Source organism: Novosphingobium sp. GV079 (assembly GCF_003058045.1).
Lineage (GTDB): Bacteria > Pseudomonadota > Alphaproteobacteria > Sphingomonadales > Sphingomonadaceae > Novosphingobium > Novosphingobium capsulatum.
In genome coordinates this window covers 25,559-38,259 of the sequence record NZ_QBUE01000009.1, presented here as the reverse complement: position 1 = coordinate 38,259, position 12,701 = coordinate 25,559, and the positions used below count along the sequence as shown (strand labels likewise).

Sequence of the window (12,701 nt, the reverse complement as noted above, 5' to 3'; positions counted from 1 at the left end):
ACGAGGCGGCGGCCCTGTTGCACACCTGCCCGATTGCCATATGATAGCGATAACAAGGGCGCCCGCCTTGGCGCACCAGAGGGGATTGAGGGCAAAGATGCTGACAAGACGGGCGTTTGCAGTTTCGCTGGCAGGAACGGGTGCATCGGTTCTGGCGGGCCGTGCCGGCGCCGCCAATTTTCGGGCCATCCCGCAAAGACCATCGGCGCGGGTGATCGTCGACAATGATTTTGCCGGCGATCCCGATGGCCTTGTCGCGCTTGCGCATCAGTTGCTGACGCCCAAGACCCGGACGGTGCTGATCACCAGCTCGGCGCTGAACCCCAAGCTTACCGATCCAGCCATTGCCGGCAAGACCGCTGCCGCCGGCAAGGATATTGCCGAAGAACTGATGCGCCAGGCCGGCCTCGCTGCGCCGCCGCCGGTGTTTGCCGGGAGTGAGGATATGGGCAACAGCAATGCACCCGCATCGAAGGCGGCGCTGGCGATCGTGGCAGAGGCAATGCGCGATGATCCCTTGCCGCTGTTCTTTACCTGTGGCGGGCCGTTGACCAACCTTGCCGCCGCGCTGCGCATCGAACCGCGGATCGCCCAGCGGATGACGGTGGTGTGGATCGGCGGTGGCAGCTATCCCAATGGCAACTGGGAATACAATCTGGCAACCGATGTTGCGGCGGCGCAAGAGGTTGTCGAGCGCTCCGCCGTTCCCTTGTGGCAGATTCCCCAGGCGGCCTATCGGCAGATGCAGGCCTCGGTGGCCGAACTGGATGACCAACTCAGGCCGATCTCGCCGTTCGGGGCGTGGCTCTATGATCGGTTTACCACGCCGCCTGCCTTTATCAACGTGGGTGGCAGTTGGCCGCTGGGAGATAGCCCGACGGTGTTGCTGACGGCGATCTCGCCCGAGAGCAGCAATTTTGTTGATCGGACGGCGCGCCGGATCAATGCCGATGGCACATACGGGGCGGAAATCGCGGGACGAACCGTGCGCGTCTATGAGACGCTCGATGCACGGCTAACGTTCGCGGACTTCTATGCCTTGATGCGGCAGCATGCGCAGGGGCATTGACGCGCTGGGCTGCTGACGCCCCCTCCGACGGCCTGCGGCCGCCACCTCCCCCCGAGGGGGGAGGATCTGGCTGGGTTATCCTCCCCCCTCGGGGGAGGTGGCAGCCCGTAGGGCTGGCGGAGGGGGAAGCAGCGCTTGTGCGCGTGCCAGGTCTTCGGGCGTATCGATGTCCAGTGCCTGCTCGGCCGTCAGCGCCAGCGCGGGCGCATCGCGCAACAAGGCGCCTGCGCCGCGATCTCCCGTCAGCGCCAGCAACGCGGGGAAGTGCTGCGCGCCGAGCAGGGCCGGCGGCAGCGGCTGGCGGTTACAACTGCTGGTCAGGCGATCGCCATCGAATGCGGCCAGCATCGCGGCAAAGTGTGCTGCCGGCACCAGCGGCATATCGGCCAGCGCGATCAGCACGGCGTCTGCCCCCGGCGCGGCGGCAATGCCCAGCGCGAGCGAGCGGGATTGCGGCGCCTGGGGCGGATCGAGTGCCACGCGGGTAAAGCTGGGCAGGGCTGGCACATCGGGCGCGGCGACGAGTATGCGTTGCGCCACGGGCAGGGCGGCGGTGGCAGCGGCGACGTGTTCGATCACGGGTTTGCCGCCGAGCAGGGCCGCGAGCTTGCCACCGCCAAAGCGGCTGGCGCGCCCGGCGGCGAGCAGGACCAGGGCGATGTTCCGGCTCATCGCGCGCGCCGGATGCGGCTTTCGCTGATCAGCGGGGCCGGGCGGTTGATGAAGGTCTTGAGCGCGAAGCTGCTTTGCACATGGGCGACGCCCTCGATCTGCGTCAGCCGTTCGAGCAGTTCGCGGTAGTGATCGAGATCGCGCACCACGCAGCGCAGCAGGAAGTCTGATCCGCCGGACATCAGAAATCCGCTCATGATTTCAGGCAGTTGTGCCACTTGCGCCTCGAACCGGTCGAGCGCCTCGCGCTGCTGGCGTTCGAGCGTCACCGAGACGAACACGCTCATCTTGCCGGCCAGCGCGCGTTCGTCGAGCCGGGCGAAATAGCCGGTGATCAGGCCGGCTGCCTCCAACTGGCGCACGCGGCGGATCGTGGGGGTGAGCGACAGGCCGATTTCCTCGGCCAGGTCGCGCCAGCTCATCCGGCCATCGCGGGTGAGGCATTGCAGGATGCGGATATCCCAGGAGTCGAGTTCGGGCGGTGCGGTGGTTTCCGACATGGAAGCGTGAATGCACTACATTTCGCCAAACCGGTAGTGCAAAGTGCACTCCCGTGCTTTTACCTGCCCCGCAATTGGCAACCCTTTCCAACCCTTTCGCGTTATGCTGCCAGGGAAACCGAAAGGCCTGGGAAAGGATAATCGTGGCAGAATTCGCCAACCAGCAGCCCCTGGCGCTGCATGTGCCCGAGCCCAAGGCGCGGCCCGGTGCCGAGCCGGACTGGAGCGGCCTCAACCTGCCGCCGGTAGGCGCGCAGGCCCGCCCGGACGAGGCCTGCGCCGCTGCCGATACCTGGCCCTTGTGCACCGACCTGATCCGCGTGCTGGATGAAAATGGCCAGGCCGTGGGGGCGTGGAACCCGCGGCTCGATCCCGAAACCCTGCGCGCCATGCTGCGCAATATGGCGCTGACCCGCGCGTTCGACGAGCGCATGTTTCGCGGCCAGCGCCAGGGCAAGACCAGCTTCTACATGAAGTGCACGGGGGAGGAGGCGACCTCGGTGGCGCCGGCCATGGCCCTGGCGGCCGATGACATGGTGTTTCCGAGCTATCGCCAGCAGGGCATCCTGATCACGCGCGGCTATCCGCTGATCGAGATGATCAACCAGATCTATTCCAACAAGGCCGACAAGCTGAAAGGCCGCCAACTGCCGATCATGTATTCGGCGCGCGACTATGGCTTTTTCACTATTTCGGGCAACCTTGCCACGCAGCTGCCGCAGGCGGTGGGCTGGGCCATGGCCAGCGCGATTTCGGCCGATACCCGCATTGCCGCCGCCTGGGTGGGCGAGGGATCGACCGCCGAGGGCGATTTCCATTCGGCGATGACCTTTGCCACCGTCTATAACGCGCCGGTGGTGCTCAACGTGGTCAACAACCAGTGGGCCATTTCGAGCTTTTCCGGCTTTGCCGGTGGCGAGCGCCAGACCTTTGCCGCGCGGGCGATCGGCTATGGCGTGGCCGGGCTGCGTGTCGATGGCAACGATCCGCTGGCGGTCTATGCCGCCACGCGCTGGGCGGCCAACCGCGCCCGCAGCAATGCCGGGCCGACGCTGATCGAGCATTTCACCTATCGCGCCGAGGGGCATTCGACCTCTGACGATCCCTCGCAATACCGCAGCGCGCAGGAGCGGAGCACCTGGCCGCTGGGCGACCCGATCGTCCGGCTGAAGAACCACCTTATCGCGCTCGGCGAATGGGACGAGGATCGCCAGGCAGCGATGGACCAGGAACTGGCCGAGGCGGTGAAGGCCGCCACGCGCGCGGCCGAGGCCAACGGCGTGCTGGGCCACGGCCTGCACCATCCGTTCCACACGATGTTCGAAGACGTGTTCGAGACGCTGCCCTGGCACCTGCAGGAGCAGAGCGAGCAGGCCATGCGCGAGCGGCGGATCAAGTGGCCCGACTGGCGGCCCGAAGATGGAGACGATATGCCATGACGGACCAGGGAACGAGCCGTCGCATGACGATGATCGAGGCGATCAACGACGCCCTCGACGTGATGATGGAGCGCGACCCCGCCGTGGTGATCATGGGCGAGGACGTGGGCTATTTCGGCGGGGTGTTCCGCGCCACTGCCGGCCTGCAGAAGAAGTATGGCAAGACCCGCGTGTTCGATACCCCGATCAGCGAATGCGGGATCATCGGCGTGGCGGTAGGTATGGGCGCCTATGGCCTGCGCCCAGTGCCGGAAATCCAGTTTGCCGACTATATCTATCCGGGCCTGGATCAGCTGGTGTCGGAAGCGGCGCGGCTGCGCTATCGCTCGGCCGGGGAATTTATCGCGCCGCTGACGGTGCGATCGCCCTTTGGCGGCGGCATCTTTGGCGGGCAGACCCACAGCCAGAGCCCGGAAGCACTGTTCACCCATGTTGCCGGCCTCAAGACGGTGATCCCGTCCAACCCGCACGATGCCAAGGGGCTGCTGATTGCCGCGATCGAAGACAACGATCCGGTGATCTTCTTCGAGCCCAAGCGCATCTACAACGGGCCGTTCACCGGCGCTTATGACAAGCCGGTTGAACCGTGGAGCAAGCATCCCGACAGCGTGGTGCCCGAGGGCCATTACACCGTGCCGCTGGGCAAGGCGCGCGTGGTGCGCGAAGGCGAGGCGGTGACGGTGCTGGCCTATGGCACGATGGTCCACGTGGCGCATGCGGTGTGCATCGACAAGGGCGTGGATGCCGAGGTGATCGACCTGCGCACGCTGGTGCCGCTGGATATCGCCACGATCCGCGAATCGGTGCGCAAGACCGGGCGCTGCATGATCGTGCATGAGGCGACCCGCACCGGCGGGTTTGGCGCCGAGCTTTCCGCCCTGGTGCAGGAGCATTGCTTCTACGAGCTGGAAGTGCCGATCGAGCGCGTGACCGGTTTCGACACGCCCTATCCCCACAGCCTGGAATGGGCCTATTTCCCGGGGGCCGTGCGCATCGGCGAAGCCCTCGACCGTATCTGCAAGGATTGATCCCATGGCGCTTTACACCTTCCGCCTGCCCGACATCGGCGAAGGCATTGCCGAGGCCGAGATCGTTGCCTGGCACGTGCAACCCGGCGACACGGTGGGCGAGGACAGCCCGCTGGCCGACATGATGACCGACAAGGCCACCGTGGAAATGGAAAGCCCCGTGGCGGGCCGCGTGGTTTCGATCGCCGGCGAAGTGGGTGATCGCATTCCGATCGGCTCCATGCTGGTGGAGATCGAGGTGGCCGGCGAGGTTGGGGAAGGGGCTTCGACAGGCTCAGCCCGAACGGAACCTGAGCACGACGAACCCGCACCCGTTCGCCCTGAGCCTGTCGAAGGGCGCTTGCCGGACGTGGAGGTTGCGCAGGGGGCTTCGACAAGCTCAGCCCGAACGGAAACGAGGCAGGAGGAAACCGCACCCGTTCGCGCAGAACCTGCTACCGGGCACCAGAGCGCCCGCGTGCTCGCCAGCCCGGCGGTGCGCCAGCGCGCCCGGGAACTGGGGATCGACCTGGCCCAGGTGCGTCCGTCGCAGGATGGGCGCCTGCGCCATGGCGATCTCGACCAGTTCCTCGCCTATAATCGCAGCTATGCCCCCGGCGCGGCGGCGCGGGCGGATGAGCAGGTCAAGGTGATCGGCCTGCGCCGCCGCATTGCCGAGAACATGGCCGCGTCCAAGCGCGCGATCCCGCATTTTTCCTATGTCGAGGAATGCGATGTCACCGCGCTGGAAGAACTGCGCGCGCAGCTCAATGCCGGCGGCCTCGATCGTCCGCGCCTGACCATGCTGCCGCTGCTGATCGTGGCGATCTGCCGCACGCTGCCGCAGTTCCCCATGCTCAACGCGCGCTATGACGATGAAGCCGGCGTGGTGACGCGCCACGGCGCGGTGCACCTGGGCATGGCGACGCAGACCCCGGCGGGCCTGATGGTGCCGGTGATCCGCAATGCCCAGGCGATGAACCCCTGGGCCCTGGCGCGGGAAATCGCCCGCCTGGCCGATGCCGCGCGCAACGGCACGGCCAAGCCGGACGAGCTTTCCGGCTCCACCTTTACCATCACCTCGCTTGGGCCGCTGGGCGGCGTGGCGACGACGCCAGTGATCAACCGGCCGGAAGTGGCGATCATCGGCCCCAACCGCATTGTCGAGCGGCCGATGTTCGTGCCCGATGGCCTCGGCGGGGAACGCATCGCCAAGCGCAAGCTGATGAACATCTCGATCAGTTGCGACCACCGCGTGGTCGATGGCTGGGATGCAGCGAGCTTTGTCCAGGCGGTGAAGAAGCTGATCGAAACGCCGGCGCTTATTTTGGCGTAATTCCGGCTTTGCCGGAATTACGGTTGCGGCACCGGCCCGCTCCCCCACCCGACCTCCCATAGGGTACTATCGTTGGGAGGTCGGGTGGGGGAGCGGGCCGGTGCCGCAACGCCGAAACGTCATTTTCGGCGCAAACGTCAAAAATCCGACGCGCGCGAGGCGGCGCGGGCTTTGGCGAATGAGTCGCGGCGGAACGCCTCGAACGCCACGCGCTGGTCGTGACCGGCATCCTTGGGATAATCGCGGTATTCGGCGATGATCTCGTCAAAGATTTCGCGCATCTCTTCCTTGTGATCGGGGTGCGAGAAAATGTGCAGGCGGTTTTCGCGCATGGCGTCGAGCGTGCGCTGCGCGATCACGTCGGGCTCCATGCCGAATTCGTGAACGCCCGCCAGGCGCTCCACGGCTTCCTGGTTCACCGGCTTGGCGCCACCCTTCAGGCTGTCGGGGCGGATCGCGTCGCTGGCGTAGATATAGCTTTTGACCAGGCCCGGGCACAGCACCGAAACCCCGATGCCATATTGCAGCAGCGAGTAGTGCAGCGATTCCGACAGGCCGCGCACGGCGAACTTGGTGGTGTTGTAGATCCCCGGCGTGCCGGCGGCGAGGAAGGCGGCCATCGAGGCGGTGTTGGTAATGTGCCCGCCCTTTTGGGTGCCGGCCTTCACCCGCTCCACCATGCGCGGCACGAAGGTCATCACCCCGTTGATCACGCCGTGGAGGTTGACGCCGAGCAGCCAGTCCCAATCGTCATAGCTTGATTCCTCGATCGGCTGGAAAAGGTTGACCCCGGCGTTGTTGAACAACAGCGAGACCGGGCCGAATTCGGCCTCCACGCGGTCAGCCGCCTCGCGAAACGCCTCGCGGCTCGACACGTCGAGTTGGACGCCCATGACTTCGCGGTTGTCCAGGCTGGCCAGGGCCTGGTCGATCGAATCCTGGCGAATGTCGGCAATCGCCACTTTGCAGCCTTCGTTGAGCAACTGGCGGACGAGGCCGATGCCGACGCCGTTGGCGCCGCCGGTGACGAAGGCCGTGCGGCCGGCAAAATCCTTCATGCGGTTACTCCCATCCGGGTGGCCTTGAGTGCGTTTTGCCGCTCGATCTCGGCGGTGATCGCCGGGTTGCGGAACAGCATGGCGAACGTCTGCTTGTATTCGGGGTTTTCCGGCAGGTGGGTCTGCACCGCGGCGGTGGTCGCCTCGCCCCGTTCCTTCACGCCCACCAGGAATTCGGAGTGGGTGAGGATATAGAGTTCATCGTTGAGGATGCCTTCGAGCACGCGCTCCCCGACCTGCTCCTTGGTCTGGTAGAGGTGCGAGAAATTGCCGCCGGCCTGGCGGCGCTTGTCGGCTTCGGCATAGCCGGTTTCGGCCAGCTCTGCCGGGCGGGTCTTGCCGGCTTCGGCAATGTTGGATTGCACTGCCCCTGGGCAGAACGCCGAACAGATCACCCCGCGCGATTCCAGTTCGGGACGCATGCATTCCATCATCGAAGTGACGGCCGCCTTGCCCGAGGAATAGATCGTGGTCGCCGCCGCCGGCACGAGGGCGGACATCGAGGCGGTGTTGACGATATGGCCGCCTTCGCCATGGGACAGGATGCGCGGCAGCACGGTGACGATGCCGTTGATCGTGCCGCCCAGGTTCACGCCCATGACCCAGTCCCAATCGGCGAACGTAGCGAGGTCGGTCGGGCCGACCACGGCGACGCCGGCATTGTTGACCAGGATGTGGATCTTGCCAAAGCGCGCCTCGATCGCATCGGCCACCGCGGCATAGTTGGCGCGGTCGGTCACATCGAGCTTGAGCGCGAGGATGCGGTCGGTCGCGCCGCCGGCCACGTCGGCCAGTTCGGCGCTGCCCTGCGCCAGGTGATCGTCGCGAATATCGGCAATTGCCACGTTCATGCCCGCGCCCAGCAGCGCCTTGGCGATTCCCAGGCCGATTCCGCTGGCCCCTCCGGTGACGAGTGCTGTTTTGCCCGGCAGATTCTGCATGGTTCCTCTCCGTTTTTGCAAGATAACGTTTGTTATGGTGGCGCGCGCTGATCGCAGCCCGTCATTTGTTTTTGTGCCTACCCTATTCACTACCTGAGAATTGTATGCAAGACTAACAATGATCCGGATGAAAATGGCCCGATTCCAAGAAAGGCCGGCCGGGAGAGGAGAGACGCGATGGCAGGTGCAATGGCACCGACGATCCCCGATGACGGGGTAGCCGCCCTTCAGGCAGAGGCAGCGTTCGACAGCGAATCGGCCGTGCCGACAACGCAGCCCTGGCCAGCGGCGGGCGCGGCGTGGTTCGCGCTGTTCGCCATCGTGCTGGCCACGTTCCTCAACTTCTTTGACCAGACCGTGTTTGGCATGCTGGCCCAGCGCATCAAGCAGGATTTCGCGTTGAGCGACGAGGCACTCGGGTTCCTGGGTGGGCCGGCCAGCGTTATCTTCTTCGTGGTGGTGGGCATCCCGCTGGCGCGGTTGGCCGATATCTATCCGCGCCGCCTGGTGCTCGCCGGTGGCATGCTGGCGACGGCCACGATCATGGCGCTGGGCGGCATGGCACAAAGCTTTGGCCAGTTCGTGGGCAGCCGCATGTTCCTGGGGGCTGGGGGCTCTGCCCATGCGCCGGCGTCCTATTCGCTGCTCGCCGATTTCTTCCCGCCCAAGAAGATCACCCGCGCCTTTGCCGTGCTGCAACTGGGTTTCATCGGCGGCACCACGGTGGGCGTGGCGCTGGGCGGCAAGTTGATCATGTGGCTGGCGGGCCGGCCCGATCCGGTACTGCTGGGCCTGCGCATCCATTCCTGGCAGCTGATCCTGCTGGGCGAGGCGGTGGCGGGCCTGCTGGCGGCCCTGCTGCTGCTGGCGATCCGTGAACCGGCACGACGCGGCCATCAACCGGCCGCGCGCCAGGGCGGCGTGGTGGCTGAAACCAGCCTGGGCCGACGCGTTCTGGCGTTCACCGGATTGGACGCGGTGCGTGCCATCCATGCGCGTGGCCGCGTCTATTATCCGCTGTTCCTGGGCCTGGCGCTGGCCGCGATCGAAACCTTTGGCCTGGCGTTCTGGCGGGTGCCATTCATGATCCGCACTTATGGCTGGAACGAGGGGCGCATCGGCATGGTCATGGCGCCGATGCTGCTGGTCAGTTCGCTGCTGGGCATTTTCCTGGGCGGCGTTTTCGTGGAATGGATGGCCAAGCGGCACAAGGACGCCAACGTGCGCTGCGCGGCGATCCTGTTTGCGCTGGTCACGATCTGCGCGATTACCGCGCCGCTGATGCCGACGGGCGAGACCAGCCTGGCGGTCATGGCGCTGGGCGGAATGTTCGGCCTGGCCGGCGCCGTGCCGCAGAACGCGGCGATCCAGCGCATCGCACCCAACGAGATGCGCGGTCAGGTCACCGCGATCTATCTGTTCATGTTCACTTTCTTCGGGGCGATGGGCAGCTTTGTGGTGGGCGTGGTGGCGCAGCGCATCGTGGGCGTCGAAGCGCAGCTGTGGAAAGCGCTGGTGATCACCGCCGGCGCGCTGCTGCCGATCGCCACGGTGTCGATGATCCTGGCGATCCGGCCCTATCGTGAGGAAGTGGCCCGGCTGGAAGCGCAAGGGCGTTGACAGCCGCTTGCTGATCCGCAATTTGTTAGTGACACATACAAAATGGAGAGAGCGATGACGGGCGAAGCGGCAGGCGATCGTATTGCGCTGCTTGAACAAAAGCTGGCCCAGGTGGAAGCCCGCCTGACCGTGCGCGAGGACGAGCTGGACGTGCGCAAGCTCCAGCATCTCTATGGCTATCTGATCGACAAGTGCCTCTATAACGAAACGGTCGACCTGTTTACCGACGATGGCGAAGTTCGCTTTTTCGGCGGCGTGTGGAAAGGCAAGGAAGGCATTCGCCGCCTCTATGTCGAGCGGTTCCAGAAGCGCTTCACCTATGGCAACAACGGCCCGATCGATGGCTTCCTGCTCGATCACCCGCAGTTGCAGGATATCATCGATATCCAGCCCGATGGCGTCACCGCGCTGGCGCGCGCGCGCTCGATGATGCAGGCCGGGCGGCACAAGGATTTCGAGGGCGACGCGCCGCACCTCAAGGTCCGGCAGTGGTGGGAAGGCGGCATTTACGAAAACACCTACAAGAAGGTGGACGGCAAATGGCGCATGCATATCCTGAACTACATGCCGATCTGGCATGGTGATTTCGAAAAGGGCTGGGCGCACACGCCGCCCGAATACGTGCCGTTCCCCAAGGTGACCTATCCCACCGATCCCAGCGGGCCGGATGAGCTGCTCGAAGGCCACTGGCTGTGGCCCACGCACAAGATCACCCCGTTCCACATGAACCACCCGATCACCGGCAAGCCGATCGAGGCGCAGCGCCTGCAGCGCGACCTCGATCACGATGCCGCGATCGCTGCGAAGTAAGCCCCAGCCCATGACCACGACGACCTATCCCTCGCTTTGCATGATCATCAACGGCCAGCGCGTGAGCGGGGGTGGGCGGCGCACCCACGCCGTGGTCAACCCGGCGACGGGCGCGGTGCTGGGCGAACTGCCGCTGGCCGATGTCGCAGACCTTGACGCCGCCCTCGATGTGGCGGCGCAAGGTTTTGCGCTGTGGCGCAAGTCCACCCCGCAGCAGCGTGCCGCCGTGCTCAATGGCGCGGCCCGGCTGATGCTGGAGCGGCAGGAAGACCTGGCGCGGATCGCCACGCTGGAGCAGGGCAAGACCCTGCCCGAGGCGCGGATCGAGGTTCTGATGAACGTCGGGCTGTTCCAGTTCTATGCGGGCGAGGTGCAGCGCGTCTATGGCCGGGCGCTGGTGCGGCCCACCGGCATGCGCTCTACCGTCACGCACGAGCCGGTTGGCCCGGTGGCGGCCTTTGCGCCGTGGAATTTCCCGCTCGGCAATCCCGGGCGCAAGCTGGGTGCGCCGATCGCCGCAGGCTGTTCGGTGATTCTCAAGGCGGCCGAGGAAACCCCGGCCAGCGCGCTGGGCGTGCTGCAATGCCTGCTCGATGCCGGGTTGCCGCCGCAAGTGGCGCAGGCCGTGTTCGGCGTGCCCGACGAGGTCAGCCGGCATCTGCTCGGCAGCCCGGTGATCCGCAAGCTGTCGTTCACCGGATCGACCCAGGTGGGCCAGCACCTGGCCAAGCTGGCGGCCGACGACATGAAGCGCACGACGATGGAATTGGGCGGCCATGGCCCGGTGCTGGTCTTTGCCGATGCCGACCTTGATCGCGCGATCGAAACGGCGGTGGCGCACAAGTATCGCAACGCCGGGCAGGTCTGTGTCAGCCCGACGCGGTTCATCGTGGAAGAGCCGGTGTTCGAGGCTTTCCGCGATGGCTTTGCCGCGCGCGCGGCGCAGGTGCGCGTGGGCAACGGGCTGGAGGATGGCGTGCAGATGGGCCCGATGGCCAATCCGCGCCGGCCCGAGGCGATGGAGCGCCTGATCGGCGACGCCGTGGCGCGCGGCGCACGCCTGCACACCGGTGGTGAGCGGGTGGGCAATGCCGGGTTCTTCTTTGCGCCCAGCGTGCTGTCTGACATTCCCCTGGATGCCGCGATCATGAACGAGGAGCCGTTCGGGCCGGTGGCGCTGATCAACCGCTTTGCCGATGCCGATGCGATGATCGCCGAGGCCAATCGCCTGCCCTATGGCTTGGCGGCCTATGCCTGGTGCCAGGGCCATGCCACCCGCGCCCGCGTGGCGGCTGAGGTGGAAACCGGCATGCTGGGCATCAACACGACGATGATCGGCGGCGCCGATGCGCCATTTGGCGGGGTGAAATGGTCGGGCCACGGGCACGAAGACGGCCCAGAAGGCCTGATGGCGTGCCTGGTGACCAAGACCGTGCACGAAGCCTGATGCGCAACGTCATGGGCGGGCAACATTCGGGAAAAGCAAGCGGCATAGCGGGGCAAGCTTGTCTGCTGCCTGCCGGAGTGCCCGATGCGCCGAATGCTTTTTCCTGCCCTGGTCCTTGCCGCCACTCCCGCTCTGGCGGCGGAGGACGACGCGCAGGTGTGGCTGGCGCAGCAATCGTTCCTCAACCTCAACCAGGACCTCGTGCTGTTCACCGACGTGCAGCTGCGCCTGACCGACGATGCGCAGCGCGCCGGGCAAGCGATCGTGCGCGGGGCATTGGGCGTCAAGCTCGACCGCTCGACCACGCTGTGGGGCGGCTATGGCTATATCCGCAGCGATCCGCTGGGCGGGCGGGTGAGCCACGAACACCGCGTGTTCGAGCAGGTGACCTGGCGCGCGTTTGGCGATGGGGCGGGCAATGGCACCACGCGCCCGACGCTGACCGGGCGCACCCGGCTGGAACAGCGCCTGGTCGACGGGCAGGGCGGAACGGGCTGGCGGCTGCGCCAGCTGGTGCGGCTCGACGTGCCGCTGGGCAAGCCGGGCACGCCGCAGGCGGTGGTCTGGGCCGAACCGTTCGTGGGCCTCAACCACACCGGGTGGGGCCAGAAATCGGGTTTCGACCAGCTGCGCGGCTTTGCCGGCGTGGCCCTGCCGGTGGGCCGCGGCATCAGCGTGGAGGCGGGCTATTCCGGCCAGTATGTCTCGCGCCCGGCGCGCGAGGATCGCATGAATCACATTGCCAGTCTGTCGCTCATGATCCGCAGGTGATCGCGCGCGGGCCGGCCCATAACCAGGAGAG

12 protein-coding genes are annotated in these 12,701 nt (G+C 66.1%); 8 read left to right on the top strand and 4 right to left on the bottom strand.

Annotated features, from left to right (window positions below):
• The first annotated feature begins 97 nt into the window (after positions 1-97).
• Positions 98-1,069 carry a nucleoside hydrolase gene (locus C8K14_RS12850; protein WP_107716952.1) on the top strand — a complete coding sequence of 324 codons (972 nt, stop codon included), beginning with the start codon at positions 98-100 and terminating at the stop codon, positions 1,067-1,069.
• Positions 1,070-1,144: 75 nt separating this feature from the next.
• On the opposite strand, the gene C8K14_RS12845 is transcribed toward C8K14_RS12850, so the two are convergent.
• Both C8K14_RS12845 and C8K14_RS12840 read right to left on the bottom strand, forming a co-directional pair.
• Positions 1,145-1,741: a nucleotidyltransferase family protein gene (locus tag C8K14_RS12845; RefSeq protein WP_107716951.1), complete on the bottom strand. Its 597-nt coding sequence runs from the start codon at positions 1,739-1,741 to the stop codon at positions 1,145-1,147.
• Complete coding sequence (locus C8K14_RS12840) at positions 1,738-2,241, bottom strand: Lrp/AsnC family transcriptional regulator (RefSeq protein ID WP_022676900.1); 504 nt, start codon at positions 2,239-2,241, stop codon at positions 1,738-1,740. Before C8K14_RS12840 ends, C8K14_RS12845 begins: the two co-directional genes overlap by 4 nt.
• Before the next feature lie 143 nt (positions 2,242-2,384).
• Between C8K14_RS12840 and C8K14_RS12835 the strand changes: the two genes are divergently transcribed.
• From C8K14_RS12835 to C8K14_RS12825, 3 genes are read left to right on the top strand one after another with little or no spacing between them, the layout of a single operon-like run.
• A complete protein-coding gene (locus C8K14_RS12835) occupies positions 2,385-3,680 on the top strand; it encodes a thiamine pyrophosphate-dependent enzyme (protein WP_233251072.1) in 1,296 nt (431 codons plus the stop codon).
• Positions 3,677-4,708 carry an alpha-ketoacid dehydrogenase subunit beta gene (locus C8K14_RS12830; RefSeq protein WP_233251071.1) on the top strand — a complete coding sequence of 344 codons (1,032 nt, stop codon included), beginning with the start codon at positions 3,677-3,679 and terminating at the stop codon, positions 4,706-4,708. Before C8K14_RS12835 ends, C8K14_RS12830 begins: the two co-directional genes overlap by 4 nt.
• A gap of 4 nt (positions 4,709-4,712) precedes the next feature.
• Positions 4,713-6,023, top strand: a complete 1,311-nt coding sequence (locus tag C8K14_RS12825) for a dihydrolipoamide acetyltransferase family protein (protein WP_107716949.1) — start codon at positions 4,713-4,715, stop codon at positions 6,021-6,023.
• Positions 6,024-6,160: 137 nt separating this feature from the next.
• Here C8K14_RS12825 and C8K14_RS12820 read toward each other — a convergent pair whose 3' ends face one another.
• Together C8K14_RS12820 and C8K14_RS12815 are read right to left on the bottom strand one after the other, a co-directional pair.
• Positions 6,161-7,081, bottom strand: coding sequence for an SDR family NAD(P)-dependent oxidoreductase (locus C8K14_RS12820; protein ID WP_022676904.1), 921 nt, complete (start codon positions 7,079-7,081; stop codon positions 6,161-6,163).
• Positions 7,078-8,022 carry an SDR family NAD(P)-dependent oxidoreductase gene (locus C8K14_RS12815; protein WP_062788321.1) on the bottom strand — a complete coding sequence of 315 codons (945 nt, stop codon included), beginning with the start codon at positions 8,020-8,022 and terminating at the stop codon, positions 7,078-7,080. The genes C8K14_RS12820 and C8K14_RS12815 overlap by 4 nt, the downstream gene beginning before the upstream one ends.
• 177 nt (positions 8,023-8,199) lie before the next feature.
• Between C8K14_RS12815 and C8K14_RS12810 the strand changes: the two genes are divergently transcribed.
• The 4 genes from C8K14_RS12810 to C8K14_RS12795 all read left to right on the top strand — a co-directional run bounded on the left by C8K14_RS12810 (position 8,200) and on the right by C8K14_RS12795 (position 12,670).
• Positions 8,200-9,642, top strand: coding sequence for an MFS transporter (locus tag C8K14_RS12810; protein WP_107716948.1), 1,443 nt, complete (start codon positions 8,200-8,202; stop codon positions 9,640-9,642).
• 54 nt (positions 9,643-9,696) lie between these two features.
• Complete coding sequence (locus C8K14_RS12805; protein ID WP_107716947.1) at positions 9,697-10,452, top strand: nuclear transport factor 2 family protein; 756 nt, start codon at positions 9,697-9,699, stop codon at positions 10,450-10,452.
• Positions 10,453-10,462: 10 nt separating this feature from the next.
• A complete protein-coding gene (locus C8K14_RS12800) occupies positions 10,463-11,899 on the top strand; it encodes an NAD-dependent succinate-semialdehyde dehydrogenase (protein ID WP_107716946.1) in 1,437 nt (478 codons plus the stop codon).
• A gap of 84 nt (positions 11,900-11,983) precedes the next feature.
• Positions 11,984-12,670, top strand: coding sequence for a DUF2490 domain-containing protein (locus C8K14_RS12795; protein ID WP_107716945.1), 687 nt, complete (start codon positions 11,984-11,986; stop codon positions 12,668-12,670).
• Positions 12,671-12,701: the final 31 nt, after the last annotated feature.

Bases quoted from the DNA above. Each gene is read 5' to 3' on its own strand.
- C8K14_RS12850 (WP_107716952.1), top strand. From the start codon at position 98: ATGCTGACAAGACGGGCGTTTGCAGTTTCGCTGGCAGGAACGGGTGCA.
- C8K14_RS12845 (WP_107716951.1), bottom strand. From the start codon at position 1,741: ATGAGCCGGAACATCGCCCTGGTCCTGCTCGCCGCCGGGCGCGCCAGC.
- C8K14_RS12840 (WP_022676900.1), bottom strand. From the start codon at position 2,241: ATGTCGGAAACCACCGCACCGCCCGAACTCGACTCCTGGGATATCCGC.
- C8K14_RS12830 (WP_233251071.1), top strand. From the start codon at position 3,677: ATGACGGACCAGGGAACGAGCCGTCGCATGACGATGATCGAGGCGATC.
- C8K14_RS12825 (WP_107716949.1), top strand. From the start codon at position 4,713: ATGGCGCTTTACACCTTCCGCCTGCCCGACATCGGCGAAGGCATTGCC.
- C8K14_RS12820 (WP_022676904.1), bottom strand. From the start codon at position 7,081: ATGAAGGATTTTGCCGGCCGCACGGCCTTCGTCACCGGCGGCGCCAAC.
- C8K14_RS12815 (WP_062788321.1), bottom strand. From the start codon at position 8,022: ATGCAGAATCTGCCGGGCAAAACAGCACTCGTCACCGGAGGGGCCAGC.
- C8K14_RS12810 (WP_107716948.1), top strand. From the start codon at position 8,200: ATGGCAGGTGCAATGGCACCGACGATCCCCGATGACGGGGTAGCCGCC.
- C8K14_RS12805 (WP_107716947.1), top strand. From the start codon at position 9,697: ATGACGGGCGAAGCGGCAGGCGATCGTATTGCGCTGCTTGAACAAAAG.
- C8K14_RS12800 (WP_107716946.1), top strand. From the start codon at position 10,463: ATGACCACGACGACCTATCCCTCGCTTTGCATGATCATCAACGGCCAG.
- C8K14_RS12795 (WP_107716945.1), top strand. From the start codon at position 11,984: ATGCGCCGAATGCTTTTTCCTGCCCTGGTCCTTGCCGCCACTCCCGCT.